This window comes from Stenotrophomonas sp. 107298_Sma (genome assembly GCF_056480345.1).
Window position 1 is genome coordinate 2,555,290 of record NZ_CM151094.1, and the last position, 24,012, is coordinate 2,579,301.

22 protein-coding genes are annotated in these 24,012 nt (G+C 66.9%); 7 read left to right on the forward strand and 15 right to left on the reverse strand.

Annotation, left to right across the window (positions count from 1 at the left end; genetic code table 11):
• Positions 1–45: 45 nt before the first annotated feature.
• Positions 46–1,218 carry a low temperature requirement protein A gene (locus tag ACZK2G_RS11950; protein WP_253078053.1) on the reverse strand — a complete coding sequence of 391 codons (1,173 nt, stop codon included), beginning with the start codon at positions 1,216–1,218 and terminating at the stop codon, positions 46–48.
• A gap of 9 nt (positions 1,219–1,227) precedes the next feature.
• The gene (locus tag ACZK2G_RS11955) at positions 1,228–1,494 is read right to left on the reverse strand and encodes a hypothetical protein (RefSeq protein ID WP_006369821.1); all 267 of its coding nucleotides are present in this window, start codon (positions 1,492–1,494) and stop codon (positions 1,228–1,230) included.
• Positions 1,495–1,697: 203 nt separating this feature from the next.
• On the opposite strand from ACZK2G_RS11955, the gene ACZK2G_RS11960 reads away from it, so the two are divergent.
• The 3 genes from ACZK2G_RS11960 to ACZK2G_RS11970 all read left to right on the forward strand — a co-directional run bounded on the left by ACZK2G_RS11960 (position 1,698) and on the right by ACZK2G_RS11970 (position 5,571).
• Positions 1,698–2,222 carry an RNA polymerase sigma factor gene (locus tag ACZK2G_RS11960; protein WP_136637954.1) on the forward strand — a complete coding sequence of 175 codons (525 nt, stop codon included), beginning with the start codon at positions 1,698–1,700 and terminating at the stop codon, positions 2,220–2,222.
• On the forward strand, positions 2,219–3,070 hold the full coding sequence (locus ACZK2G_RS11965; RefSeq protein WP_478473393.1) for a FecR family protein: 852 nt from the start codon (positions 2,219–2,221) through the stop codon (positions 3,068–3,070). The genes ACZK2G_RS11960 and ACZK2G_RS11965 overlap by 4 nt, the downstream gene beginning before the upstream one ends.
• 71 nt (positions 3,071–3,141) lie before the next feature.
• A complete protein-coding gene (locus ACZK2G_RS11970; RefSeq protein ID WP_478473394.1) occupies positions 3,142–5,571 on the forward strand; it encodes a TonB-dependent receptor in 2,430 nt (809 codons plus the stop codon).
• Positions 5,572–5,624: 53 nt separating this feature from the next.
• Here ACZK2G_RS11970 and ACZK2G_RS11975 read toward each other — a convergent pair whose 3' ends face one another.
• Positions 5,625–7,496, reverse strand: a complete 1,872-nt coding sequence (locus tag ACZK2G_RS11975) for an amidohydrolase (RefSeq protein WP_478473395.1) — start codon at positions 7,494–7,496, stop codon at positions 5,625–5,627.
• A gap of 70 nt (positions 7,497–7,566) precedes the next feature.
• Here ACZK2G_RS11975 and blaL1 point away from each other — a divergent pair, with 70 nt between their 5' ends.
• Positions 7,567–8,439, forward strand: coding sequence for a L1 family subclass B3 metallo-beta-lactamase (blaL1, locus tag ACZK2G_RS11980; protein WP_478473396.1), 873 nt, complete (start codon positions 7,567–7,569; stop codon positions 8,437–8,439).
• A gap of 135 nt (positions 8,440–8,574) precedes the next feature.
• On the opposite strand, the gene ACZK2G_RS11985 is transcribed toward blaL1, so the two are convergent.
• Together ACZK2G_RS11985 and ACZK2G_RS11990 are read right to left on the reverse strand one after the other, a co-directional pair.
• Entirely contained in the window at positions 8,575–9,114 is a 540-nt protein-coding gene (locus tag ACZK2G_RS11985) for a DUF411 domain-containing protein (RefSeq protein ID WP_295381509.1), read from the reverse strand.
• A gap of 477 nt (positions 9,115–9,591) precedes the next feature.
• On the reverse strand, positions 9,592–11,877 hold the full coding sequence (locus ACZK2G_RS11990) for an FdhF/YdeP family oxidoreductase (RefSeq protein ID WP_295381511.1): 2,286 nt from the start codon (positions 11,875–11,877) through the stop codon (positions 9,592–9,594).
• Positions 11,878–12,120: 243 nt separating this feature from the next.
• Between ACZK2G_RS11990 and fdhD the strand changes: the two genes are divergently transcribed.
• Positions 12,121–12,969, forward strand: coding sequence for a formate dehydrogenase accessory sulfurtransferase FdhD (gene fdhD, locus ACZK2G_RS11995; protein ID WP_046982542.1), 849 nt, complete (start codon positions 12,121–12,123; stop codon positions 12,967–12,969).
• 38 nt (positions 12,970–13,007) lie between these two features.
• Here fdhD and ACZK2G_RS12000 read toward each other — a convergent pair whose 3' ends face one another.
• Complete coding sequence (locus ACZK2G_RS12000; RefSeq protein WP_046982541.1) at positions 13,008–13,544, reverse strand: carboxymuconolactone decarboxylase family protein; 537 nt, start codon at positions 13,542–13,544, stop codon at positions 13,008–13,010.
• 106 nt (positions 13,545–13,650) lie between these two features.
• Between ACZK2G_RS12000 and ACZK2G_RS12005 the strand changes: the two genes are divergently transcribed.
• Positions 13,651–14,532, forward strand: coding sequence for an AraC family transcriptional regulator (locus ACZK2G_RS12005; protein ID WP_478473398.1), 882 nt, complete (start codon positions 13,651–13,653; stop codon positions 14,530–14,532).
• Positions 14,533–14,623: 91 nt separating this feature from the next.
• On the opposite strand, the gene ACZK2G_RS12010 is transcribed toward ACZK2G_RS12005, so the two are convergent.
• The 8 genes from ACZK2G_RS12010 to ACZK2G_RS12045 form a co-directional block, all read right to left on the reverse strand.
• Positions 14,624–15,181 carry a TetR/AcrR family transcriptional regulator gene (locus ACZK2G_RS12010; RefSeq protein WP_046982539.1) on the reverse strand — a complete coding sequence of 186 codons (558 nt, stop codon included), beginning with the start codon at positions 15,179–15,181 and terminating at the stop codon, positions 14,624–14,626.
• Positions 15,182–15,185: 4 nt separating this feature from the next.
• The gene (locus tag ACZK2G_RS12015) at positions 15,186–16,718 is read right to left on the reverse strand and encodes an MFS transporter (protein ID WP_478473400.1); all 1,533 of its coding nucleotides are present in this window, start codon (positions 16,716–16,718) and stop codon (positions 15,186–15,188) included.
• Between the two features lie 182 nt (positions 16,719–16,900).
• Complete coding sequence (locus ACZK2G_RS12020; RefSeq protein ID WP_032970599.1) at positions 16,901–17,650, reverse strand: hypothetical protein; 750 nt, start codon at positions 17,648–17,650, stop codon at positions 16,901–16,903.
• Positions 17,650–18,270, reverse strand: a complete 621-nt coding sequence (locus tag ACZK2G_RS12025; RefSeq protein WP_136637946.1) for a DUF3299 domain-containing protein — start codon at positions 18,268–18,270, stop codon at positions 17,650–17,652. Before ACZK2G_RS12025 ends, ACZK2G_RS12020 begins: the two co-directional genes overlap by 1 nt.
• Positions 18,260–18,811 carry a DUF3299 domain-containing protein gene (locus ACZK2G_RS12030; protein WP_295381386.1) on the reverse strand — a complete coding sequence of 184 codons (552 nt, stop codon included), beginning with the start codon at positions 18,809–18,811 and terminating at the stop codon, positions 18,260–18,262. Before ACZK2G_RS12030 ends, ACZK2G_RS12025 begins: the two co-directional genes overlap by 11 nt.
• A 2-nt stretch (positions 18,812–18,813) precedes the next feature.
• The gene (locus ACZK2G_RS12035) at positions 18,814–20,067 is read right to left on the reverse strand and encodes an ABC transporter permease (protein WP_478473402.1); all 1,254 of its coding nucleotides are present in this window, start codon (positions 20,065–20,067) and stop codon (positions 18,814–18,816) included.
• Positions 20,060–20,755 (reverse strand): ATP-binding cassette domain-containing protein, encoded by a 696-nt coding sequence (locus tag ACZK2G_RS12040; protein WP_046982533.1) that lies wholly within the window; start codon positions 20,753–20,755, stop codon positions 20,060–20,062. The genes ACZK2G_RS12035 and ACZK2G_RS12040 overlap by 8 nt, the downstream gene beginning before the upstream one ends.
• Positions 20,752–21,285 (reverse strand): ZrgA family zinc uptake protein, encoded by a 534-nt coding sequence (locus ACZK2G_RS12045; protein WP_049462652.1) that lies wholly within the window; start codon positions 21,283–21,285, stop codon positions 20,752–20,754. The genes ACZK2G_RS12040 and ACZK2G_RS12045 overlap by 4 nt, the downstream gene beginning before the upstream one ends.
• 32 nt (positions 21,286–21,317) lie before the next feature.
• On the opposite strand from ACZK2G_RS12045, the gene ACZK2G_RS12050 reads away from it, so the two are divergent.
• On the forward strand, positions 21,318–21,794 hold the full coding sequence (locus ACZK2G_RS12050) for a MerC domain-containing protein (RefSeq protein ID WP_154354749.1): 477 nt from the start codon (positions 21,318–21,320) through the stop codon (positions 21,792–21,794).
• 57 nt (positions 21,795–21,851) lie between these two features.
• Here ACZK2G_RS12050 and ACZK2G_RS12055 read toward each other — a convergent pair whose 3' ends face one another.
• On the reverse strand, positions 21,852–23,984 hold the full coding sequence (locus tag ACZK2G_RS12055) for a TonB-dependent receptor (RefSeq protein ID WP_478473404.1): 2,133 nt from the start codon (positions 23,982–23,984) through the stop codon (positions 21,852–21,854).
• Positions 23,985–24,012 lie beyond the last annotated feature (28 nt).

Here is a 24,012-nt window from a genome sequence, read left to right on the forward strand (position 1 = left end):
ACTCCCATTGCCCGCCTGCGCAAGCAGTGCGAGCCGCCGTGTGGATCAGGCGCGTTGCAGACGGTGCTTCAACCGCGTATCCATCAACCCCACCGCCAGCAGCACCGCACTGGTCAGCCAACCGGCGGCCAGCAGATGGGTCTGCGGCAACACCACGCCCAGCAGGACCAGTGCCACCGCACCGATCAGATGCGAGTACGGTGCGCGCCCGTATACCACGCGCTTGTACAGCGCGCTGCCCAGCAGGTAGATCAATGGCCCTGCAACCAGCACGGCCGCATACACCGGCGTCACCGCAGCGTGCGGGTGGTCCATGACCAGGTCATTGCCCACCGCCGTAGCGATGATCCCGGCGATCAGCAGCGCGTGCACATAGTGGAAGTTGGCCCCCATCCGCCCGGGGTCTTCAGCATGGCTGATGGCCTCGGTGGCGTCGCGGCTGGAGATGCCGAAATACAGCCACCACATGGCGATCGTGCCGGCGAAGGTGGCAAGCACCGCCGACACCACCGCCCCACTCCACTGTTCGACCTCGCTGAGCACACCACCGGTGGCCAGCAACGTCTCGCCCAGTGCAACGATGACGAACAGCTGGCAGCGCTCGGCCAGGTGCCCGCCCTCGATGGTCCACTCGCGGGTGTGCGAACGACCCAGCCCCGGGAACGCGAAGCCGAACATCGGTGAGACGTATTCGCACGCCACCGCCACCGCCCACAGCGCCAGCCGCGTATTCCCCTCGGCTGCCGCACCTGCCAGCCAGAAGCAGGCCGATACGCTCACCCACGCCAGCATGCGGCGGAAGTTCGGCGCCAGCGGGTGTGTGTGGCCGACCTCGAACAGCACAAAGGCGGTACGCCCGACCTGCATGGTGGCGTAGGCCCCGGCGAACACCCAGGCACGGTCGGCGAACGCCTCGGGAATGGACGACGACATCAGCAAGGCCAACAGCATGGTGGCAAACAGCAGGCCACGAATGCGCGGTGCCTCCGGATCGAACCAGTTGCTGACCCAGCAGGCGTACTGCCAGCCCAGCCACACCGCAAACCACAGCACCAGGGTCTGCAGCACGCCGGCCAGGTCCAGGTGATGCAACAGGTGGTGGCTCAGCTGGGTGACCGCGAACACATAGACCAGGTCGAAGAACAGTTCTTCGTAGGTCACGCGGGCGTGGTGGCCGTCGCGCTGGCGCAGGGCCGGCAATCGCAGTCGTGTACTCATGGCTTTCCTTCAGCGCGCCAGGCGCCAGTAGAGCAGGCCGGCCAGCAGGGCCGGCACCGCGAACACCAGCAGCAGGATCGGCAGTTCTTCGCGCATCCCGTAGCCGGCCTTGCTGACACCCACCCACAGGTTGGCCACCGTCACCAACAGCCAGGTGGCAATGAACGCGATCAGGGCCGTGGGCAGCTGTGAGGTGCCTACGCTCCACAGCCGTCCGAACAACAGGAACACTCCCAACAGCACAATGCCGCCCACCATCACCAGAAGCACATGCATGGTCCACCTCCTTGAGCCTGCAGGCAGGCTAGCCGTGGGCGATTCTGCGCTCCAGCCGATGATCGTGGATTCACTTTCCAGGCGCGGCGAACAATCGCCCTGGCGATCGCGGCATGGCAAACGAGAACAGTTCCCATTAGTATTGCGTCATTACGCAGGGATGACCTCCCGGCACCCGCCTTTCACCCTTGCTGCCCGTCCGGATGTCCCAGCCGACACTTCCCCGCCCACCTGCGCTGCCGCTGGTGACCTCGCTGGTGCGCCACTACGAGGAACTGGTGGACTACCTGCATCGCCGGTTCCGCTCGCCCGGGCTGGCCCGCGAAGTGGTACACGATATCTGTGTACGCCTGCTGGAACGTCCGGCCGTGCATGACGCCCGCCAACCGATCGCGCTGCTGCGCAGGATCGCCCACGACGCAGCGGTCGACCGCTGCCGCGCCGAGGACCTGCGCCGGCACTGGGTGGAGCCCCGCGCCGAGCTTCCCGAAGGCGCCTGCGAGCGCCCCGGACCCGAGCGCCAGGCGCAGGGCCAGCAGGCGCTGCAGCGGCTGACCGCCAGCATCGAGCGCATGCCCTGCCGGCGGCAGCAGGTGTTCATCCTGCACAAGATCCACGAGCTGCCCCAGACCGAAGTGGCGCAGCGGATGGGCATCGGCCTGAAGGCGGTGGAACGTCACCTGCGCCTGGCCATGGCCGACTGTCGGCTGCACGGTGCGCTGCGGTGAGCCCTGCATCACCCGATCCGGTACCGCCGTCGCCGCCCGCCGAACCGTCCGCCGAGGACACGCTCGATCAGCACCGGGAGGCACTGAAGGAGCGTTTCCCGTTGCCAGGCCCGGAGCAGCTGCAGCGGCGGCGCGGCGGATCTGGCGCGAAACGGGTACTGCCGGTGCTGTTGCTGGCGGCCGCCGCGCTGCTGCTGGCCGACCCGGCCTGGCAAATGCGTGACTACCAGACCGCCGTCGGCGAGCGCCGCGACATCGAGCTGCCGGACGGCAGCCGCGTGCTGCTCGACGCGGGGACCCACCTGCAGGTCCGTCGCCACCTGCGTTCGCGGCGGGTGCTGCTGGCGCAGGGCCATGCGCGCTTCGAGGTGCAGCATTCGGCGTGGCGCCGCTTCCAGGTCGATGCCGGGCCGGTACAGGTACGCAACTACGGCACGGTGTTCGATGTTGACCGCCAGGGCGATCTCAGCGAGGTCACGCTTTGGCGCGGCGAGGTCGGTGTCAGCGTGGATGGCGGCGGCACCGAGCAGCGGCTGAAGCCGGGGCAGCGCCTGCTGGCCCAGCCGGGGTCCCTGTCTCCGCCGGAAGCAGTGGATCCGGACCGGGCCGACTGGACCACCGGCCGGCTGCAGTTCGACCGCATGCCGCTGGCCGAGGTGCTGCGCATCCTGCAGCGCTATCACGACCGTCCGATCGTGCTGGACGACCCGGCACTGGGACCACTGCAGGTGTCGGGCGTGTTCGATGCCGACCGTGCCGAGACGGCGGTCGCCCTGTTGCCGGAGATCCTGCCGGTCCAGGTGCATACCGCCGCCGACGGCAGCCTGCATCTGCGTGCCCGCGATTGATTGCCACGCCGAGGGTGGGTTGCGCGCCGTCCCATCCGGCAAGTGCTTGAACCCTTCCGAAGGACCCCCGCATGATCCGCCCTGTTCCGCCTGCCGCGCTGCGCCGGCTGGCCCCCACCCTGCTTGCCGCCTGCCTGTGTGCGGCGCTGCCCGCCACCGCGCAGACCGCTGCGTCCGCACCTGTCGAACTACACCTGCCGGCCGGCCCGCTGCAGGCTTCGCTCACGACACTGGCGCGGCAGAGTGGCATCCAGCTGCTGTTCGCTGCCGATAGCGTAAGTGGCCGCAACGCGCCGGCCCTCGACGGCCGCCACACCCCGCACGACGCCCTGCAGCGCCTGCTGGCCGGGCAAGACCTGGCGATGCAGGAGCGCTCGCCGGGGGTGTTCGTGGTGAGTGCCGCGCCGGCATCCTCCAAGGCCCGCGCTCCGGCCCGGGCCTCGTCATCGGCAGCGTCCCCGGGCACGACCACTTCGCTGGCCCGCGTCACGGTATCGGCCTCGACCGCGCGTATGCCGCAGGGCGAGACCGCGATGCCCAACACCATCACCGTGCTGACCCGCGAGAACATCGCGCAGCAGCTGGCGCTGGGCTCGGATGTCTCGCGCGTGCTGTCGGCGCAGATCCCGGCGTTTGCCCCGGCGCGCGAGAAGATGTCCAACTACGGCGAAACCATGCGTGGCCGCGGCATCCTGTACATGGTCGACGGCGTGCCGCAGTCGACGCCGCTGCGCGATGGCTCACGTGATTCGCACACCATCGATCCGGCGATGATCGAGCGCATCGAGGTCATCCACGGCGCCAACGCACTGCAGGGCATCGGCGGTACCGGTGGCATCGTCAACATCATCACCCGCAGCGCGCCCAGCGAGCCGGGCGCCTTCCTGCTCGACACCAACGTCACCTACAGTTCGGCCCTGCCCAGCCGCCACGATGACAATGGCCAGCGCGGCTCGGCACTGGTCGGCGTACGCGGTGAGCGGTTCGATCTGGTGGCCGGCCTGGCCTATGAGAAGCAGGGCCTGTACCACGACGGCGAGGGCCGTTCGATCGGTACCAACGCGCAGGGCGAACTGATGGATTCGACATCGTCGAACGTGTTCGCCAAGCTGGGCTGGAACATTGCCGAGGGCCACCGCCTGCAACTGATGGCCAACCGCTACGAGCTGCGCGGGCTGGACAACTACCTGGCGGTGAACGGTGACTACCGCACCGGTCGCCCGACCATTTCGGTCCCCGGCGATACCCCGCTCGATCCGCCGATGAACCGCTCGCGCTCGCTGACGCTGGACTACAGCGCCGCCGACCTGCTCGGTGGCCACTTCCAGGCGCAGGCCTTCGCGGTGGACTTCGAAGGCCGTTATGGTGCCAGCCAGTGGGATCCGTGGGGCAACACCGGCGCGAACGCCGCCTGGGACCAGACCCAGAACGAATCGGACAAGCGTGGCTTCAAGCTGACCCAGAGCTGGACCCGCATCGCCGATACCACGCTGGACGTAACCCTGGGCCTGGACGGCCTGCGCGACCGCACCCACCAGGTACTGCTGGCCAGTGGCATGAACTGGGTGCCGCAGACCACCTACCAGAGCCTGTCGCCGCTGCTGCAGCTGCACTGGTGGCCAACCGACCACCTGATGCTCTCCGGCGGCCTGCGCTACGAAAAGGGCGAGCTGGAAGTAGGCGACTACACCACCCTGCCCCGCTACGGCGCGCGCAAGGTGGCAGGCGGCAAGCCGACCATGAGCGAGACCCTGCCCAACTTCGGCGCGGTCTGGTACATCAACGATCGCCTCAACGCCTACGCCTCGTATTCGGAAGGCTACACCGTGGCCGACGTCGGCCGCGTGCTACGTGCGATCAACCGCGACGGCCAGCGCGTGGACAATCTGATTGACCTGTCACCGGTGGTTTCGGACAACCGCGAGATCGGGCTGGAGTACGACGATGGCCGTTTCAGTGGCGATATTGCGTACTACACCTCCGAATCCAAGCTGGGCTCGGTGCTGATCTACGATCCGGGCATCGACGCCTATGCGGTGCAGCGCCAGGCCACCCGCGTGGAAGGTTTTGAAAGCAACCTGCGCCTGCGCTTGGGCGACAGCCGGCTGGGCCTGGGTTATGCACGCGCCAATGGCCGCTACGATGCCGACGTCGACGGCCGCCTCGACAGCGACCTGGCCGGCGTCAACATCGCGCCGAACCGGCTGACCGCGTTCTGGGAACAGAGCTGGACACCACAGCTGAGCACCCGCCTGCAGGCCAGCCACGCCTTCGACCGCGACTTCGATCTGCGTGGCGCGCAGGTGGCGGAGTTCAAGGGTTACACCACGATGGACCTGGTGGCCCGCTATGTACTGGACAAGCACAGCTTCACCCTGGGCGTGCAGAACCTGGCGAACAAGCAGTACATCAGCTACTACTCGCAGACCACGCCGTCGAACCCGAGCTATTTCTCGGGCCGTGGCCGAGTGCTGACGCTGGGGTGGCAGTACCAGTACTAAGCCTGCACAGGGCCCGGGGCGCAGCTGCCTCGGGCCGTGCTTCAAGCCTCGGATCACGCGGCGTAGCGTCGCTCACCCTGCAGCCAGGTCTCCATCACCTTCAGCTCGAGGACTCTTGCCGGATCGATCGTCAGCGGATCGCGATCAAGAATGACCATGTCCGCATACTTTCCGTACTCCAGGCTTCCGACAATGTCGTCCACCCGGCATTGCCATGCCGCATCGATGGTCACTGCGCGCAGCGCCTGTTCGACACTGATGCACTCTTCAGGGTTCAACACTTCGCCGCCATCACGCATGCGCCGGTTCACTGCGTTGTCGATGTAGCGCAACGGTTCGATGGTGGTGACGTTGAAGTCCGAGTGCAGCGAGATGCGAAGCCCGCCCGCCAGCGCCGACCGGCATGGATCGTACAGATCGGCGCGCTGCGGACCCAGGATGTTGTCGCGGAACGCCTTTCCCCAGTAGTACACGTGCCCGATCAGGAACGAAGGCGACACCTGCAGCTCGGCAAGCTGTGTGATCTGGTCCCCATGCAGCACGCTGCAATGCTCGATGCGATGGCGATGATCGGCACGTGGCGTGTTGGCCAGTACGGTCTTGTAGACCTTCAGGGTGGTATCGATGGCCGCATCGCCATTGGCATGGATGCCGACCTGCCAACCGAGATCGTGGGCGCGCTGCACACCTTTCGTCAGCTGCTCCTGCGTGTAGTTCAGCGAACCCCGCTTGTCCGAGCCGAGGTAGTTCTCGCGCTGATAGCCGGTCTGCGCCTGGTTGGAGCCATCGGACCAGAACTTTATACCCGTCAGGCGGAAGCGGTCATCACCGTGGCCGGGCTTCAGCCCCAGTTCGACCCAGTCGTCCATCAGGTCCGAGGTGAGAAAGCCTGAATAGCGGATCGGCGGATTCTTCGCCATCACGCGATTGAGTACCTTGAGATCGGTCACGCCTCCGGTCCCGATGCCGGCATCATGCAGGCCGGTGCAGCCGGCCCTGGCCGCGTCCGAGAACAGTTGCTGGATCAACGCGACGTAGCGATCCTCGTCGGGGACCGGCATCGCCGCCATGAACGGCTTCATCGCGGGAGACTCCTGCATCCGGCCCGTCAGCTTCCCACCCTCGCGATCGTAACGCCCCTGCTCCGGATCGGGCGTCGCATCGGTTACTCCGGCAGCGGCGAAGCCCTTGCTGTTGCTGTAGGCGACGTGTCCGTTGGATTCAAGGACGAACACCGGATTATCCGCAGCGACCGCATCCAGCGCCTTCATGGTGATCGGCTCACCCGGCATCAGCGAAGGGTCAATGCCCTGCGCAACCACCCATTCGCCGGGTTTGCTCGCACTTGCGGCGGCACCAATCTTCGACAGCGCCTCGGCCAACGTGCGGGTACTGAACGGCGTCACATCCACCCAATCGGACAGCATCGCCATCGCCGAGTGCATATGCGGGTCGATGAAGCCTGGCAGCAGCGCCCGGCCGTGCAGGTCGACCACGTCGGTCTGGCGCCCTCGATGCAACATGACTTCCTCGCGGCTGCCCGTGGCCAGAATGCGTCCCTGGCGAACCGCGATGGCCTGCACCTTGCCCTTTGGCCCGAGCGTATGGATCGGACCGCCATGGAAGATCCTATCTGCCGGCCCTGCCAGATTCGGCGGCGGCGTAGCAGAGAACGCTGCCAGCGGTACGGCCGACCCGACCAGCGCCGCCGCACCCAATCCGACCATCCCGCCCAGAAACTCGCGACGTGCCTGCAGGAATGCTGCGGCTCCTGGATTGCACACAATGCACATGCGCCTGCTCCTTCCTTGTGGTCGCTGCAGGCTACCCTGCGCGATGCGAACACGTTGCGAACTGCATCGCCCTTTCACGGCAGTTGTCGCGCCAATATTCCGGCACCCGCAACGCCGGCTTATGGCAGGCATGAGGAATCATAGAAACGGCACCGGAAAGCGCCGTGCTAGCCTCGATCCACCTTCCCGATATACCTTTCACATGCGCCCGCACATGCTCGCCCTCTCGCTTGCAGCAGTACTCCCGATCGCCTGCGCCAGCGCCGCCGAGGCACCACTGCCGCAGTTGCGGGCCTACACCGTGGATGCTTCCTGGCTGCAGCCGATGGCACCGCTGCAGATTGCTGACCACACTTGGCAGATCGGCACCGAGAACCTGACCGCACTGCTGGTGCAGACCGCCGAGGGCGCAGTGCTGCTGGACGGCGGCATGCCACAGATGGCCGGCCACCTGCTGGACAACATGAAGGCGCGCGGCGTGGCCCCGCAGGACCTGCGTCTGATCCTGCTCAGCCATGCGCATGCCGACCATGCAGGCCCAGTGGCGGAACTGAAGCGCCGCAGCGGCGCGCACGTGGTCGCCAACGCGGAATCGGCAGTGCTGCTGGCGCGTGGCGGCAGCGATGACCTGCACTTCGGCGATGGCATCACCTACCCGCCTGCCAATGCAGACCGCATCGTGATGGATGGCGAGGTGGTCGAGGTGGGCGGCATCGAATTCACCGCGCACTTCATGCCGGGACACACCCCGGGCAGCACCACCTGGACCTGGACCGATACCCGCGAGGGCAAGCCGGTGCGCATCGCCTATGCCGACAGCCTGAGTGCACCGGGCTACCAGCTGAAGGGCAACCCCCGTTATCCGCGCCTGGTCGAGGACTACAAGCGCAGCTTCGCGACGGTGCGGGCGTTGCCCTGCGACGTGTTGCTGACCCCTCATCCGGGCGCGAGCAACTGGGACTACGCTGCGGGTGCCAGGGCCGGTGCCAAGGCACTGACCTGCAAGGCCTACGCGGATGCGGCAGAACAGAAGTTCGACGCACAGCTGGCCAAGGAAACAGCCGGCGCCCGCTGATTCTGTCGAGCTTGCTCGACCGAAGCAGAGCAGTCGAGCATGGCTCGACGCCACAAAGAGCAAGCCGAGGGTGGGCTCGGCTCTACATTGGGCGCGCCGAAGGGTGCCGGTCAGGACGACCGGCACCGCCGCCTGTCAGCCGCCCTGCCCGTGCTGGGCAAACGGCTCGGTGGTGCCATCGTTGCGCACCAGTTCAACGGTGTACGGCTGCACGTAGCCATCCGGCATTTCCATGCCAGGCGAGCCGGCTGGCATGCCCGGCAGCACCAGGCCGCGCGCGGCCGGCCGCTCGGCCAGCAGTCGCTTGATGTCCTCGGCCGGGATGTGGCCTTCAACCACGTAACCACCGATCTCGGCGGTGTGGCAGGAGGCCTTGCCGACCGGTACACCCAGCCGGACCTTGATCGGGTTCATGTCATCAGTATTGCGCACATCCACCTGGAAGCCTTCGGCCTTCAGGTGGTCGACCCAGATGCCGCAGCAGCCGCAGCTGGCGGTCTTGTGCACGATGGCGATGGGCAGTGCCGGATCCACCTGCGACGGGCCGGCCTTGATCGGTGCCGCCGGGGCTTCGGTGGCAACCGGCGCGGCAGACGATTCTTCAGCAGCACGCGCGCAGGCGGTAGTGGCCAGCACGGTGCCCAGCAACAGGCTGAGGGAGAGAGAACGGTTCATGGTGTTGATTCCTTTGCAGATGCGGGCAACGCGGCCCGCTGCCTGCGCGTCGAAGGCACAGGCAGAGTCGAGAGTGAGTCGAGCAGCTACGGCAGGCGCTTGAGGCCTGCAGGGAATCACACGATGGGAGGGCGTAGCGGATCCGGCAACGGAGGCGGTGCGCGTTGCTGGGTGCTGGCGGGCAAAGGCGCCTCACGCCAAGGTGACGCCGGGGTTCCGCTCAGGGTGGCCAGCATGCCGAGGCTGGCCGGCGGGCATTCGCACTCATTGCTCTGGCAGACCGTTGATGCTGCCTCGTCGCAGCATCCGGGCATGGCAGCGGAATGCGGTGCGGCGCAATGGTCCGCGCTGGACTGCGCCGCGTACGAGGATGAGGCAACCGCAAGCGCCGGTGCATTCAGCACCAGGGCAAGGAGAAGCATCCATCTCAGCAGCAGGCCAGGCAGGTTCACCCGTTGATGATAGCCGATGAACGCATCACGCAATCGCCGCTGCCATCGCCTGCATCCGCACCGGAATCGACTTGGCCGCCGGGGTGCCGCTGACCCGATCGTAATAGTCCAGCGGTAGCAGCGGGTTCAACTCGGGGTAGTAACCGGCCAACGCGCCGCGCGGCATCGGGTAGTCCAGCACGGTCAGGCCCTCGATGCGTCGGTTCACGCCGTCGCCGCTGATCGTCTCCAGGCTGACCAGTGCTTCCTTCTCCAGCCCGCGTGCCAGCCGGTCCTCGATGTTCATGAACAACACCATGCGGTCGTTGTAGACGCCGCGATAGCGGTCGTTGTAGCTGTAGATGGTGGTGTTGTACTGGTCGTGCGAGCGCACTGTGGCCAACCGCAGCATCTCGGGGTCATCCACGGGCGCGTCCACGTCCAGCCCCGGCATCACCAGGATGTTGGCCTTGCCGTTGGGCGTGGGCCACACGCGACGGCGCGGTGGAATGTCCAGATGGAAGCCGTGCGGCTGCTGGATGCGCTCGTTGAAGCCGGTGTAGATATCCGGGTACACCGCCGCGATCAGCTCGCGGATGGGTGCGTAGTCATGCATGCACCCGGCCCAGTCAACCTTGCTGTGCGGCAGTGTTGCCATCGCCATGCGGCAGACGATCTCGACCTCCGGGAGCACGTCCGTGCTGACCGGCTCGAGCACGCCGCGCGAAGCGGTCACGTTCGACATCGCGTCTTCGATGGTGACGAACTGCTCGCCGGCAGGCGTAACGATGCGCTCCGAACGCGCGACTACCGGCAGGATCAAGGAATCGCGGCCATGCACCAGGTGACCCCGATTGAGTTTGGTGGCGATGCCGACCGTCAACTCCAGGCCACGCATGGCCTCATACGCGCGCGGTGTATCGGGCACGGCGTGGATGAAGTTGCCCCCCATACCGATGAACACCTTGGCGCTGCCGTCCAGCATCGCCTCGATCGATTCGACCACGTGATGACCGTGCTCGCGCGGCGGATCGAAGCCGAACACCTGCTGCACGCGGTCCAGATAGGCTGGCTTGGGTTTCTCGTCGATGCCGACGGTACGGTCGCCCTGCACGTTGGAATGGCCACGGATCGGCCCGATGCCTGCGCCGGGCTTGCCGAAGTTGCCACGCAGCAACAGCAGATTGGCCACCTGCTGCAGCAGGGTCGAACCATACTGATGCTGGGTCAGGCCCATGCCGTAGCAGATCACCGTGGCCTTGGAGCGGATGTAGATCTCGGCGCAGCGGCGGATCTGCGCCTGCGTGATGCCGGAGACCTGCACGATCTCGTCCCAGTCCTGCGCCATCACATCTTTGCGCAGTGCGTCCAGGCCCACCGTGTGCTCGGCCAGGAAATCGTGGTCAAGCACGCGCTCGCCCTGCGCTTCGCGCTCGAACATTACCTTCATCATGCCCTTGATCAGGGCCAGGTCGCCGCCGATGCGGATGTGCACGAACTCGCTGGTGATCTCGGTCGAACCGAACGTGGCCATCTGCACCATGTCCTGCGGCTCGGCGAAGCGGATCAGCGCGCGCTCTGGCATCGGATTGACCGCCACGATCGGGATGCCGCGTTTGCGCGCCTCGACCAGGTTGCTCATCATCCGCGGCGAATTGGTGCCGGTGTTCTGGCCGATCACGAAGATCGCCTCGGCGTGCTCGAAATCCTGCAGCACGATGGTGCCCTTGCCCACGCCGATGGCCGGCGGCAGGCCGCGGCTGGTCGGCTCGTGGCACATGTTCGAGCAGTCCGGGAAATTGTTGGTGCCGAACTCGCGCACGAAGATCGAATACAGGAACGCGGCTTCGTTGGGTGTACGGCCGGAGGTGTAGAACTCGGCCTGGTGCGGGCTGTCCAGCGCCTGCAGATGACGGCCGATCAAGGCAAACGCCTCGTCCCAGCTGCAGGGAACGTAATGATCGGTGGACGCGTCGTAGCGCATCGGCTCGGTCAGCCGGCCCTGCATTTCCAGCCAGTAGTCGGTCTGCGCCATCAGCTCGGTGACCGTGTGCTGGGCGAACAGCTCGCGGCCGGCACGGAACTGGGTGGCTTCCCAGGCCAGCGCCTTGGCACCGTTCTCGCAGAATTCCAGCTTCTTGCGTTCGTCGGCATCGGGGAACGCACAGCTGGGGCACTTGAAGCCACCGGGCTGGTTCATCGCCAGCAGCGCCTTCGAGCCCTTGCCGATCACACTCTGCTGCAACAGCACCTTGGCCGTGGCACCAGCGGCACCCCAGCCACCGGCCGGCTGGTTGTAGGGCTTGTAACGCGGCGGCTTCTGCTCGGACATGTTCGGGAACCTGGCGGGAGGAACACAACAATCAACGGCACGAGACGGGCCCGATGCGGCTTCTGCAGCGCGGCCAGCCCCGCAGTCAAGCACGGACAAGGCCGCTTCGCCAGAGGCAGACGCTGTTTTCAGCGCAGCGTGCCATGACAACGGTTACACCCGCGTCAGCGCCCGGCCACTGCGCTATTCTCGAAGCCGTGGGTGGTCCACCACCTGCGTATTTCCCTTGCCCGGACGCGCTGCATGCCTGACTCGACCCCGCCGCACATCCCGCCTGCCGGCACGGCCCAGCGCCCGTTGCAGCGCTGGCGCAGCGAGGGGCACCAGCAGCAGGTCGACGTGGTGGCCGAGGAAGTGCCGGTTGCACTGCGCTACAACGGCGCCGCCTTCGCGGTGATGATGGCCACGCCCTGCGACCTGGAAGACTTCGCGCTGGGTTTTTCGCTTAGCGAGGGGCTGATCACTACGCCCTCGCAACTGCTGTCGATCGAGGTCCGCCCGCAGCTGGAGGGCATCGAGCTGCAGATGACCGTTTCTGAAGACGCACCCGGTGCCGATCTGGATCCGGCCAATGGCCGCCTGCTGCCCGGTCGCGGTGGATGTGGCCTGTGCGGCACGCGCCAGCTGGAGGATGTGCTGCGCCCGCTGCCGCAGATCCGCGAGCGCCGCACCTATCCGCATGCCGCATTGCTGCGGGCGCTGGCCACGCTGGCGCAGCATCAGCCGATGAATGCGGTGAGTGGATCGACGCACGCCGCGGCCTGGGCCGATGCCAGCGGGCGGATCGGCTGGGTGCGCGAAGACGTCGGCCGTCACAATGCGTTGGACAAACTGATCGGCGCCCTGCATCACAACGAGCACGCCATCGACGGCGGGTTGCTGGTGATTTCCAGCCGGGCCAGCTATGAGATGGTCAGCAAGGCGATACGTGCGGGTGCCAGCGTGCTGGCAGCGGTGTCGGCGCCGACCGCGCTGGCGATCGACCTGGCCCGCAGTGCCGGACTGTGCCTGGTCGGGTTCGCGCGGGAGAGCGGGTTCAATGTGTATACCCATCCCGAACGGCTGCAGGCGGACGACAGCCACGATAACTGAGAACGGCCGGGAGCAAGACGCCCCCGGCCTGATGGACCTCAGCGCAGCGCCACCTTGGGGAAGTCCACCGGCACGTCGAACGCCACGTTGATGTAGTTGGTGAACAGGTTGAGCGCCACATGGGCGAGGATCTCGACGATCTGCTCGTCATCGAAGCCGGCTGCGCGCAGCGCCTGCACATCACCGTCGGTGATCTGTGCACGCTGTTCAACCACCTTCAGCGCGAAGTCGAGCGCCGCCGAGGTGGCCGGATCACTGGACTGGCCGATCTGCGCGGCAGCCATCTGTTCGCTGCTGGCGCCGGCCTTTCGACCCAACGCCGTGTGCGCCGCCAGGCAGTACTCGCAGGCGTTGCGATTGGCGATGGCGACGGCGATCTGCTCGCCCAGCAACGGCGACAGCCGACCGCCGCCCAGCGCGCCGAACGAACCCCACATGCTCTGCAGGGCGGCCGGCGAGTTGGCCACGGCGCGGAACATGGCTGGGGTGGCGCCGAAAGCGGCGTGGACCTGGCCCAGCAGGGCCTGGCGCTCCGCAGTGGTGGCGGAGGCATCGATCAGGGGGACACGGGACATGGTGGATCTCCTTGGGAAAGCGCCCGGGATTGGACGACCTGCTCATCCTAGGTAGACTCGACGGACGCATTGGTCGTAATAAGCCGCATCTATTGTCCATTCGTCCATGAGCATGCCTGCCGACACCTCCGCACCTGACCGCCTGTCCTCCCTTCTGGAACGCTTCCGAGTGCAGGCCGCGCTGTTCCACAGCGGTCCGCTGTGCGGGCGCCATGTCTTCGAGCCGCAGCCCGGTCGGGCGTTCCTGCACATCCTGCGCCAGGGTGAAATGGAGGTCCGTCATCCCGACGGCGATATCGCGCTTCCCCGCTTGAAGATCGACGCGCCCAGCCTGCTGCTGTATCCGCAACCGCTGCACCACGTGTTCTTCAATGCGCCGCTGGATGGCCCCGACTTCACCTGCGCGACGCTCGACTTCGATGGCGGCGCGCGCAATCCCATCGTGCAATCGCTGCCGCCGGTGATGGTGGTGCCGCTGTCCGCGATCAGCGAACTGGACGACACCCTGCATCTGCTGTTCACCGAGGCCGACCGCCAACGCTGCGGTTCGCGGCTGCTGACCAACCGCCTGTTCGAGGTGGCGTTGATCCAGATCCTGCGCTGGGTGGTGGATCATCCCGATGCGGCCGGGGTCAGCCACGGGCTGATGTGCGGGCTGTCCGATGCGCGGCTGGCACGTACGCTGGTGGCGATGCACCAGGCGCCGCAGGACGAATGGACGCTGCCGCGCATGGCCGCCACCGCTGGCATGTCGCGCAGTGCGTTCGCAGCGGTGTTCAAGGAGGTGATGCAGGCGACGCCGGCCAGTTATCTGCTGGATTGGCGGCTGAGCCTGGCCTGCGCGCAGCTGCGTGCGGGCGTGGCGGTCAAGCAGGTGGCAATCGAAGTCGGGTTTGCCGATACCGCGTCATTGTCGAAGACGTTCCGCAAGCGGTTGGGAGCGTCGCCGCGGGCATGGCTGGCCGCGAGCGCAGCGCAGGCTGGGTAGAGTCGACTATCGCGCGAAGCGCGGGATTTTCGTGAGCAGCCGACCAGCGGTCGGCTCTACCAAGAGCGATATCCGCGCGTCGGTCGACGGCTCAGCTGGACAGTCCGTCGTTCTTTGCCAGCAGCCCGGCGATCCGCTCCGCTACCTGGGCGCGCACACTTTCATCCAGCTGCCCTTCGTACATCGCTTCGTAGATCCACAGGCCATCGGCCGCCAGCCGCGCTACGAAATTGTCGAGCGCGGCCGGATCCTGTTCCGCGGCCGACGGCGGCAACGGCGCCCAGCGCCGCACTGCCGGTCCCCACGGACGCTCGTCGGCGTCCGGGTCAGCCGATTCAAGCATGAACATCAACTCGGCACGGGTGGCGCTCTGCGCCGACACACGCACGAAGGTCTGGTAGCGCTCCAGCGCCGTGGCCTCACCTGCGGTCTTGCCCAGCAGCGACTCCATCGACGCTTCCCAGGCCTGCACCAGATGCTCGTCGATGCCGCGCAGCAGCGCTTCGCGCGACGGGAAGTGGTACAGCAGGCCGCCACGGGTCAGCTTGGCCTCGGCGGCCACCGACTCGAAGGTCACCGCGCGCACGCCGTCACGATTGATCACGTTGACGGCGGCGTCGAGGATGCGGTCGCGCTTGCTGGTTCTCATCGCGTCATTTTACGCGATCGGCCGCACCCTCGCGGCCACCGACGCGCCCCCGCAACAGGCGCGCGATGATCGCCGCGCCCACTGCCAGCACCACCGTGATCACCAGCAGCACGATCTGGTAGCCACGGTCATATGCGGCCGCAGCCAGCGCGAACCACTCGCCCTGCCCGCTTTCGCGTGCGGCATGCAGCGCCTGGGTGAAGCCGTGACGGGCAAGCTCGGGCATGTCCGCCGAGACCGGCAGGAAGGCGCCGTACATTGCCGCACTCAGGCTGCCCAGCATCGCCACCGCGAGCAGGCCACCAAACTCGTAGGACACCTCTTCCACCGACGAGGCCATGCCCGCGCGGTGTGCCGGCACATTGTTGAGGATGGCAGTGGATGCCACCGAGATGGCCGAGCCCATGCCGAAACCGGTGATCGCCATGCCGGCCACCACCCAGCCGAGGCCGTGCGGGAAGCCGAACGCCACAACACCGACACCCACGGCGCCAGCCGCCAGGCCACCGCAGATCAGCGGGCGCAGGCCCACGCGGTGCAGGATGCTGCCACCCAGCAGCGCACTGGGCAGGCTGCCCAGCGCCGCCACCGATACCAGCAGGCCTGCCTGCAGCGGCGTGAAGCCCGCCACCAGCTGGAAACGCTGGGTGGTAACCAGCTGCAGGCCAGCCATCGCGAACAAGGTGAATACCGCCGACAGCGTGCCGGCCAGGAACGCCGGATTGCGGAAGATCGCGAAGTCCAGCAACGGGTACGGCAACTGCCGCTGGCGACGTGCAAACGCCGCGGCGCTGATGACGGCCAGCAGCAGTGCACCGGCACCCAGCGCATACGACGGCGGCGTGGCGATCAGCGACTTGATGGCCAGCACCAGACCGGACAGCGCCGCCAATGCCAGCAACGAAGACACCAGGTCCCACGGCCGCGAGGTATCGCGCTGGCCTTCCGGTGCCAGCAGCAGGGTTGCAACGAAGGCCACCACCACCACCGGCACGTTGATCAGGAACACCGAGCCCCACCAGAAGTGCTGCAGCAGCCAGCCGCCGATGATCGGACCCAGTCCCGCACCGACGATGGCCACCGAGCCCCAGATGGCGATGGCAATGTTGCGCTCGCGCTCTTCGTGGAAGCTCAGGCCGATCAGCGCCAGCGTGGCCGGCATCATCGCCGCCGCACCGACCGCCAGGAACGCACGGGCGGCGATCAGCTGCGCGGCGCTGTCAGCGAAGGCCGCCGCCAGCGAGGCGGTGCCGAACACCACCAGGCCGATCAGGAACATGCGGCGGTGACCGATGCGGTCACCAAGCGTACCGGCGCCCAGAAGCAGGCCGGCCATCACCAGCGGATAGGCGTTGATGATCCACAGCGCCTGGCCGGCACTGGCCGAGAGTTCCTCGGTGAGGGTGGGCAGTGCGGTGTACAGCACGGAGTTGTCGAGGGTGACCAGCAGCAGGCCGGCGGCGACAGTGAACAACAGTGCCCAGCGACGGGCACGCGACAGGGCCGGAGCGCCGGCCAAGGGCTGGGACAAAGCCATGGGGAAACCTGATGGGGGTGGAGTACCATCATAACTATACAGGATGTCCTGTATAGTTATGAGAAGGTCGCCAGACGTTCAGATTTCGTCCCGGGTAATGTTCATGTTCCGGAGAACGGTAGCGCCGGGCCGTGTCCGGCGAACGGGGTACCCGCAACAAGGCCGCCGGGTATGGCCCCGCTCTACCGGCAGTCTTCCGGCAACGCGACGATCGCCGACACCACCGCTGCCTGCATGCCCTGCCCCACGGCCATGTCCAGCTCCCCGCCCGTTGCCCCATGTTGGCGCCGCAGTTCGTCCTCGCACAGGCCGCGCACCCGCGCACGCGCATTGGCGCGCAGGCTGCTGCAACGCCAATCGGTGCCCCCCAGCGGCAGCACCGAATACACCACGCTGTTGCAGGCGTTGCCTGCCCGCTGCTGCAGCGACAGGCCGCCGAAATCACGCGGTTCGCTGCTGCGCTGCGGATCGAAATAGCTGTCCGGGAAGGTGCGCGCGTACTGTTCGATGTCCACCTGCATGCTGCGCCCACCGGCCAACGGCATCTGCAGCGGCTGGCCACAACGCGTGGCGTCTGCACGATGCTGGATGTACTGGTAGATCGGCCGGTCCAGCGTTGGATCCTGCTGGGTCACCGCACTGACCGCCGCCAGCACCGGCAACGATGCACGATTGGCCATGCGCGCCAGCAGCCCCGTCTGTGCCGGCTGGCAGCGGTCGCGCAACGTGGCCGCCAGCAGGAACAGCACATCATTGCGAAAGGCGTGGTCTTCGCCCAGGCGTTGCTCGATGCGCTGGCTGGCATCGGCTGCCGGTGCCGGAAACGCGACCGCCGGAGGCTCTGGGACTACGGCGCGCCGCTGCCAGCACACCGCCAACGCTACGCCTGCTCCCGCCAACACCACCGCAGCGATGATCCAGCGCGCGCGCATCAGTTGTGGATCGCCGTCAGCGACGCCGCTGCGGCGTCGTAGGACGCGCTGGCGATATCCGCATCGAAGCGCTTGACCTGCAGGCGACCGGCCAACCGGTACGGATCCCACAGGTCGCCCAGCGCGATCGGCGTGGCCAGGGTCACATGGATGATCTGGTTCGGCGGCGGTGGCGGCACATGGATGCAGGCCCCGTAGAACGGCACGAACAACAGTTCGTCGACCAGTCCTGCGTCGTTGGTGCCCAGCGGCACCACGTAGCCATCCAGGTCAACGGCGCGGCCATCGGCAGTTTCGACCACCTGCGATGAACCGAACTGCTTGGCGCGGTCCGGGCTGGAATGGTCGATCTCCTGCCCCGGTGGCGTGCCCGAGCCTGTGTCGTCGATCAGCCCGCCCACCCCGTCCATGCCATTGCGTGACAGGCCGATCTGCGGCGGCGGACGCTGGTAGGTCACTTCGTCGGGCCGCAGTGCATCCCAACGGTCGATGGGCGCTTCGGTCGTGGCCGGCTGCGCCGCTGCCGGTGCTGCGGCGACGGTGGTGGCGCCCCCACCCGCCTGCGTACACCCCAGCAAGCCCAGGCAACACGCCAATCCAATCAGGACGCTACGGTTCATACGGCCTCAGCTGCGCATCGCGCATGGTGTAGGCGGAGCCGGCCAGATCATCGTCCAGCCGTTCGGCGCGCAGGGTACCGGCCAGGAAGAACGGCGAATACATGTCCGGCATCTCGATCGGGCGCGGCAGCACCACGTGCACGATCTGGTTCGGCGGTGGCGGCGGCACATGGATGCAGGCGCCGTAGTACGGCACGAACAGGAATTCGGTCAGCCGCCCGTCCTGCGCGTTGGCCAGCGGCACCACGTAGCCCGGCAAGCGCACCGGCCGCTGCAGTACGGTCTCCACGGTGCGGAACGTACCGAACTGCGGCATGCGCCGGTTGCCGTTGTGCTCGACCTCCGGGCCCTCGCCGCGCTCCAGCGCCGCCAGTTCTTCCTTCGGCATCATCTGCAACCAGTCCAGTTCCTGTTCCTCGGCAGCTGCCGGGACATCGCGATCGACCACCGGTGACGGTGGCAGCGCCTGCACGCCGGTATCGACCGGGCGTTCGCAGGCGGTCAGCACCAGTAACATTGGCAACAGTGGCAACCAGCGCATGCTCAGCCCCCGGGTGACAGGCCATCGGCCAGCGTGCGCCGATAGGCCAGCAGCGCCGGCACCAGGCCGGCCACCGCGCTGATCGCCAGCACACCCGCGACCCACGCCAGTTCGCGGCCATCCAGCCAGATGTGGGTGATCGACAGGCCGAAGCTGGCCAGCGCCCAGCCACGCCCGGCCAGGCTGGCCACCACCAGTGCGGCCAGTGCGAGCACGCAGGCAAGCGCGCTGGTCGCCACCGCCTCCACCACCAGCAGGCTGGCGATATAGCCCGGGCGTGCACCGATGGCACGCAGCACCGCCATCTCGCGCCGGCGCTCCTGCAGGGTCGAGACCAGCAGCGCCACCAGCGAGACCATGCCCAGCAGCACCACCATCGCACTGATCAGCTGCAGTGCCCGCTCGGCGGTGCCCAGTGATTGCCACAGCTGCTGCAGGGTTACGCCGGGCAGGATCGCCAGCATCGCTTCGTCCGGATACTCGTTGATCCTGCGCTGTACCGAGAACGTGGCAATGCGCGAGTTCAGCCCGAGCATGAAAGCGGTGATGCTGGTCGGGGTCAGGTCCAGATGGCGCGCCTGCTCGGCGCTGACACTCTGGCTGCGCAGCTGCACGCCGGAGCGCCAGTCGACATGGATCGCCTCGATGGCCGGCAGCGAGACCAGCACCGAGGAATCAACCGGCGTGCCGGTGCGCTGCAGGATGCCAGCCACACGGAACGGCTTGTCGGCATGCGTGGCCAACGTGACCGCGCCGGTGCCATGGGCCAGCACGATCTCGTCGCCGAGGCCGACCTTCTGCGCGCGCGCCACCTCTGCGCCGATCACGGCGTCGTACAGGTCGTCGAACGGCCGCCCCTGTGCAAACGCCAGCGCATGCCCCGCGCCGTAGCGGTAGTGCTCGAAGTAGCCGCCACTGGTGCCGACCACCCGGTAGCCGCGCCACGAATCGCCCAGCGACAATGGCACCGCCCACTTCACCTGCGGCAGCGAGGACAGCTCCTGGTAGGACTGCCAGGACACGTTGTTGGTCGGGTCACCGATGTGGAACACCGAATACAGCAGCAGGTTCACCGGCCCGGAGCGGGCACCGACGATCAGGTCAGTGCCTGAGACGGTGCTGGCGAAACCTTCGTGCGCCTGCGTGCGCACGCGCTCAACACCGAGCAGCAGCACCACGCTGAGGGCGATCACCAGCACGGTGAGGCTGACGCTCAATGCGCGGCTGCGCAGGCTGGCCCATGAAAGTTCAAGCATGAGTGCCACCTGCGTGATTGATCTGCGACAACGCGATGGTGCGGTCGAACAAGGGCTGCAGGCTTTCATCGTGGCTGACCACCAGAACCGTGGTACCGGCGGCCCGGCACTGTGCGGACATCAGCTGCAGGAAGGCGGTCGCGGCTTGGCGATCCAGCGCCGAGGTCGGCTCGTCGGCCAGCAGTACTGCGGGGCGGCCGATCAGGGCGCGTGCGGCGGCCACGCGTTGCTGCTGGCCGACACTCAGGGTACCGGCCGCACGCTTGGACAACGCCGGATCCAGCTGCAGCGCTTCCAGCAGACGCAGGATCTCGTCGTCCAGCGGCCCGCTGATGCGCTCACTGCGCACCGGAGAAAAGCGCAGGCCCAGCGCGATGTTGTCGCGCACGCTGAGGAACGGCAGCAGGTTGAACTGCTGGAAGATCACGCCCAGCTGATCGGCACGGAAGCGATCACGCGCGGCACCCCGCATCATCTGCAGCGCGTGACCGGCCACTTCGACGCGCCCCCTGCCGGGAAGCAGGACGCCGGCCAGCAGGCCGAGCAAGGTGCTCTTGCCGCCACCGCTCACTCCACGCAACAGCACGCTGCTGCCCTGCTCTATCAGCAGCTGCGGGATATCCAGCACCAGGCGTGTTGCGTAGCCGAACTGCACATCCTCCAGGGCGATCACCGCTGGCGTGCTCACGGCGCCAGCACCACGCGCAGGTTGTCGGCACTCAGCACGCTGCGGTCCTGGCCGTTGGCGGTCGCACTGTTGACGATGACTTCGTGCAACCCGGGGAACAGCACCGGCAGGCGCACGACCAGGGCGCGCAGTGCACTCGGATTCGTGCAGCGATACTGCAGGTTGGCACTGAAACCGGCGTGGCGATGTTGCCCGGCCGCTGGCACAGCGGCGGTCGCAGCGAAGCCTTCGGCACTGGCGTCACTGCTGGCCAGGCGGCAGTTGGCGGCGGTGGGCAGGGTGACCCAGCTGCCGCCCTTCAGCAATGCCGTGGCGCGCGACAGTGCCGCCTGCTCGGTCGCGTTGGCGGGCGGTCGCTCGAAATCAAGAATGCCGATACCCGGCGCCTGCAGGGCGAACTCCAGCGTTCCCTGGTCGAGTGCGAGATCGACGGTGGCCTGGCCGTGCACGTGTGGCGCGTGCTGGCGGACATCGTGTGCCTGCGCCGCGTTGGCAGCCAGCAGCAGGAAAAGAGCAGCAGGAAGCTTCATGGGGGAGACTCCAATTGTTACTATGTAACATAATGGACCACATCCCCCCGACCCCCGCAAGGGCTCTGGCCCAGCCGCCAACTTCGGCACGCTGGCATCCCCGTTTCGATCTGGCCGGTGCCTGGCTGTCGCTGGCCTGCGCCGCCCATTGCATCGCCCTGCCCCTGCTGCTGGCCTTCGTGCCGGCGGCAATGATGGCGCTGCGCTCGTTCCAGCACCCCGGCCACGGCGTGATGACGCTGCTGTTGATGATGTCGCGCTGGGAATGGTTGTTCGCATTGATGGCCTCGGCACTGGCGCTGGCGAGTACCACGGCCGGGCTGTATCGGCATGGGCGCTGGCTGCCGGTGCGGCTGGCCGTGGTTGGCGCGATCCTGCTGGTGTCAGCGTCGCTGTACCTGCCGTTGAAGGAATCGCTGCTCTGGCATGGCGTGGCTACCGCCTGCGGTGGCGTGCTGCTGGCATGCGCGCACATCGGCAACCGGCGGGCGTTGCACGTCCACCGGTAGCGCCGGCCACTGGCCGGCGCCCCGCAGATGCCGGCCAGCGGCCGGCACTACCTTTGCTCAGAAGCGGTAACCCACTTCCGCGCCGAAGATGCGCGGGCTGTCGACCGGGCCGTAGTAGTTGCCGTCGCGGCCGAAGGCCAGATTGTCGAAGATCAGGCCATTGATGCGCCGCTTGTTGGTCAGGTTCTGCACGAACACCCGCGCGCTCCACGGCCCGGTCTCATAGCCCAGCTGAGCACCGAGCACGGCCACTGCCGGCTGGAACGCGCGGTTGCGTTCATCCAGTGCACTGGAGCCGGTGAACTGCGATTCCAGCCGTGCATGGATGCCCGAGTCGAACTGATAGCGCGCCGCCAGATAGCCAGTGTAGTGAGGGGTCAGCTTGACCCGCTTGCCATCCAGGTTCTGGTCCACGCTGACCCACAGCTTGGTGTACTTCGCATCGACGTAGCCCACATTCGCCATCAGGGTGAAGCCCGGCAGCACTTCGAACACGCCCTCCAGCTCGGCACCACGCGAACGGATCGAGGCATCCGAACCTACGTAGTCCGACGAAATCGGGCGGCCGTTGGCATCGGTGGCCACCTGGATCTCCTGCCAGTTGTCCGAGGTGATGTGGAACAGCGCACCACCGATGTGGCCACGACCGCCGGCCAGGTTCATCTTGAAGCCCAGCTCATGGCTCCACATGCGTTCGGACTCGTAGCGCAGCACCTTGTCGTTGACCACATCGCTCTGCGCCGCAGCCAGATTGAAGCCACCCGGAATGTAGCCCTTGGCCGAGGCCGCGTAGAAGGAAAGGTCGTCAGTGGCGTCGTAGCGCAGCGACACCCGCGGCAGCGTGGCCGAGAAGGTATGCGCCAGCGCGGCATCGCGGTACAGCACGCGGCCACCGGCGCCCAGATCCAGCGCACCGGCACGCTGTTCGGTGGAGCGCCGTGCCTGCTCATGGCGCAGGCCGGCGCTGGCGGTCAGCTTCGGCACCGCCGGGAAGGTGTAGCTTGCGGTGGCGAAGACGCTGTAGTCCTCGCCCTTGGAGGTCTGCCGCGGCGCCAGGTTGTAGCTGTCCAGCCCATGCAGCGCCGGGCCGACGAAGGTGCCGAGGATCGAATCCTTGCTGTTGCGGTAGGTCGACACACCGGCCATCCAGGTCAGCGCCTGGTCGCTGGGCGAGCTGAAGCGCGCCTCGGCCGTCCATTCCTTCTTCCTGTCGTAGATGCGACCAGCCAATGCCGGGCTGTTGGTCATGTCGAAGTCGTAGCCGGCCGAGGTCACCTCCTCGTCCCGCCAGGAAGCGGCCACGTCCAGCGTGCCGGCCTGCAACTGCCATTGCGCACTGAGGCCGGCCACCGTTTCGTCCTTTTCGGTGCGCTTGGGCGCGTCGTTGATGTAGGTGAAGTCACCGGCACGGCGGCCGCCATTGAGCGATGTGCCGTAGGTGCGGTTGTAGAGGCCGGTATCCAGCGGCAGGTATTCATACTCGAACATGCCCGGCGCGCGGGTGCGCAGGTGATAGGCCAGCGCGTTCACCGAAACGTAGTCGCTCGGCCGCCAGCGCAGCTTGCCCTGGAGGTAGCCTTCGCCGACCTTGCCGCGCGCACCGGAAGGCGTGAGGTTCTTCAGGTAGGCGTCCTCATCGGAGCCCATGAACGCCACCGAGCCGGACAGGCTGCCCGTCTTGTTCAGCGGCCCTGCCAGGAAGCCATCGAGAGCGGTGCCATTGCCGTTGCCGAACCAGGTGCTGCGCAGGTTGACCTCGCCTTCGCGCTTGTCCGCAGGACCACGCGTACGCACCAGCACCAGGCCGGATTCGCTGTTGGCGCCATACAACGTGCCCTGCGGACCGCGCAGCACCTCCACCGACTCGACCTGGTTGAGCACGGCATTGCTCAGTTCGCGGAACGGAATGCCGTCGATGTAGACCGAGGCGCGGTTGACCAGGAATGGATTGGACTCGATGCCGCGGATCGAGATGAACATGTTGCTGAGCTGGCCCATCGCATTGAACTTGACGTTCGGCGCGAGCTTGTCGAGGTCACGGAACTCGGTGACGCCCGCTTCCTTCAGGGCCTGCCTGTCGAGCACCGTCACCGACAGATCGCTCTTCAGGTAAGGCGTATCGCGCTTGGAACCGGTGACGCGGACACCGTCGAGCGTGGTCGGGTCGGCCTGCTGGGCAAGGGCGGGCAAGGCAGGAACGAGCAGGGATGCTGCGATG

Excerpts from the sequence above, each read along its gene's own strand:
- ACZK2G_RS11950 (WP_253078053.1), bottom strand. The coding sequence starts at position 1,218 with ATGAGTACACGACTGCGATTGCCGGCCCTGCGCCAGCGCGACGGCCAC.
- ACZK2G_RS11955 (WP_006369821.1), bottom strand. The coding sequence starts at position 1,494 with ATGCATGTGCTTCTGGTGATGGTGGGCGGCATTGTGCTGTTGGGAGTG.
- ACZK2G_RS11960 (WP_136637954.1), top strand. The coding sequence starts at position 1,698 with ATGTCCCAGCCGACACTTCCCCGCCCACCTGCGCTGCCGCTGGTGACC.
- ACZK2G_RS11970 (WP_478473394.1), top strand. The coding sequence starts at position 3,142 with ATGATCCGCCCTGTTCCGCCTGCCGCGCTGCGCCGGCTGGCCCCCACC.
- ACZK2G_RS11975 (WP_478473395.1), bottom strand. The coding sequence starts at position 7,496 with ATGCCTGCCATAAGCCGGCGTTGCGGGTGCCGGAATATTGGCGCGACA.
- blaL1 (WP_478473396.1), top strand. The coding sequence starts at position 7,567 with ATGCGCCCGCACATGCTCGCCCTCTCGCTTGCAGCAGTACTCCCGATC.
- ACZK2G_RS11985 (WP_295381509.1), bottom strand. The coding sequence starts at position 9,114 with ATGAACCGTTCTCTCTCCCTCAGCCTGTTGCTGGGCACCGTGCTGGCC.
- ACZK2G_RS11990 (WP_295381511.1), bottom strand. The coding sequence starts at position 11,877 with ATGTCCGAGCAGAAGCCGCCGCGTTACAAGCCCTACAACCAGCCGGCC.
- fdhD (WP_046982542.1), top strand. The coding sequence starts at position 12,121 with ATGCCTGACTCGACCCCGCCGCACATCCCGCCTGCCGGCACGGCCCAG.
- ACZK2G_RS12000 (WP_046982541.1), bottom strand. The coding sequence starts at position 13,544 with ATGTCCCGTGTCCCCCTGATCGATGCCTCCGCCACCACTGCGGAGCGC.
- ACZK2G_RS12005 (WP_478473398.1), top strand. The coding sequence starts at position 13,651 with ATGAGCATGCCTGCCGACACCTCCGCACCTGACCGCCTGTCCTCCCTT.
- ACZK2G_RS12010 (WP_046982539.1), bottom strand. The coding sequence starts at position 15,181 with ATGAGAACCAGCAAGCGCGACCGCATCCTCGACGCCGCCGTCAACGTG.
- ACZK2G_RS12015 (WP_478473400.1), bottom strand. The coding sequence starts at position 16,718 with ATGGCTTTGTCCCAGCCCTTGGCCGGCGCTCCGGCCCTGTCGCGTGCC.
- ACZK2G_RS12020 (WP_032970599.1), bottom strand. The coding sequence starts at position 17,650 with ATGCGCGCGCGCTGGATCATCGCTGCGGTGGTGTTGGCGGGAGCAGGC.
- ACZK2G_RS12025 (WP_136637946.1), bottom strand. The coding sequence starts at position 18,270 with ATGAACCGTAGCGTCCTGATTGGATTGGCGTGTTGCCTGGGCTTGCTG.
- ACZK2G_RS12030 (WP_295381386.1), bottom strand. The coding sequence starts at position 18,811 with ATGCGCTGGTTGCCACTGTTGCCAATGTTACTGGTGCTGACCGCCTGC.
- ACZK2G_RS12035 (WP_478473402.1), bottom strand. The coding sequence starts at position 20,067 with ATGCTTGAACTTTCATGGGCCAGCCTGCGCAGCCGCGCATTGAGCGTC.
- ACZK2G_RS12045 (WP_049462652.1), bottom strand. The coding sequence starts at position 21,285 with ATGAAGCTTCCTGCTGCTCTTTTCCTGCTGCTGGCTGCCAACGCGGCG.
- ACZK2G_RS12050 (WP_154354749.1), top strand. The coding sequence starts at position 21,318 with ATGGACCACATCCCCCCGACCCCCGCAAGGGCTCTGGCCCAGCCGCCA.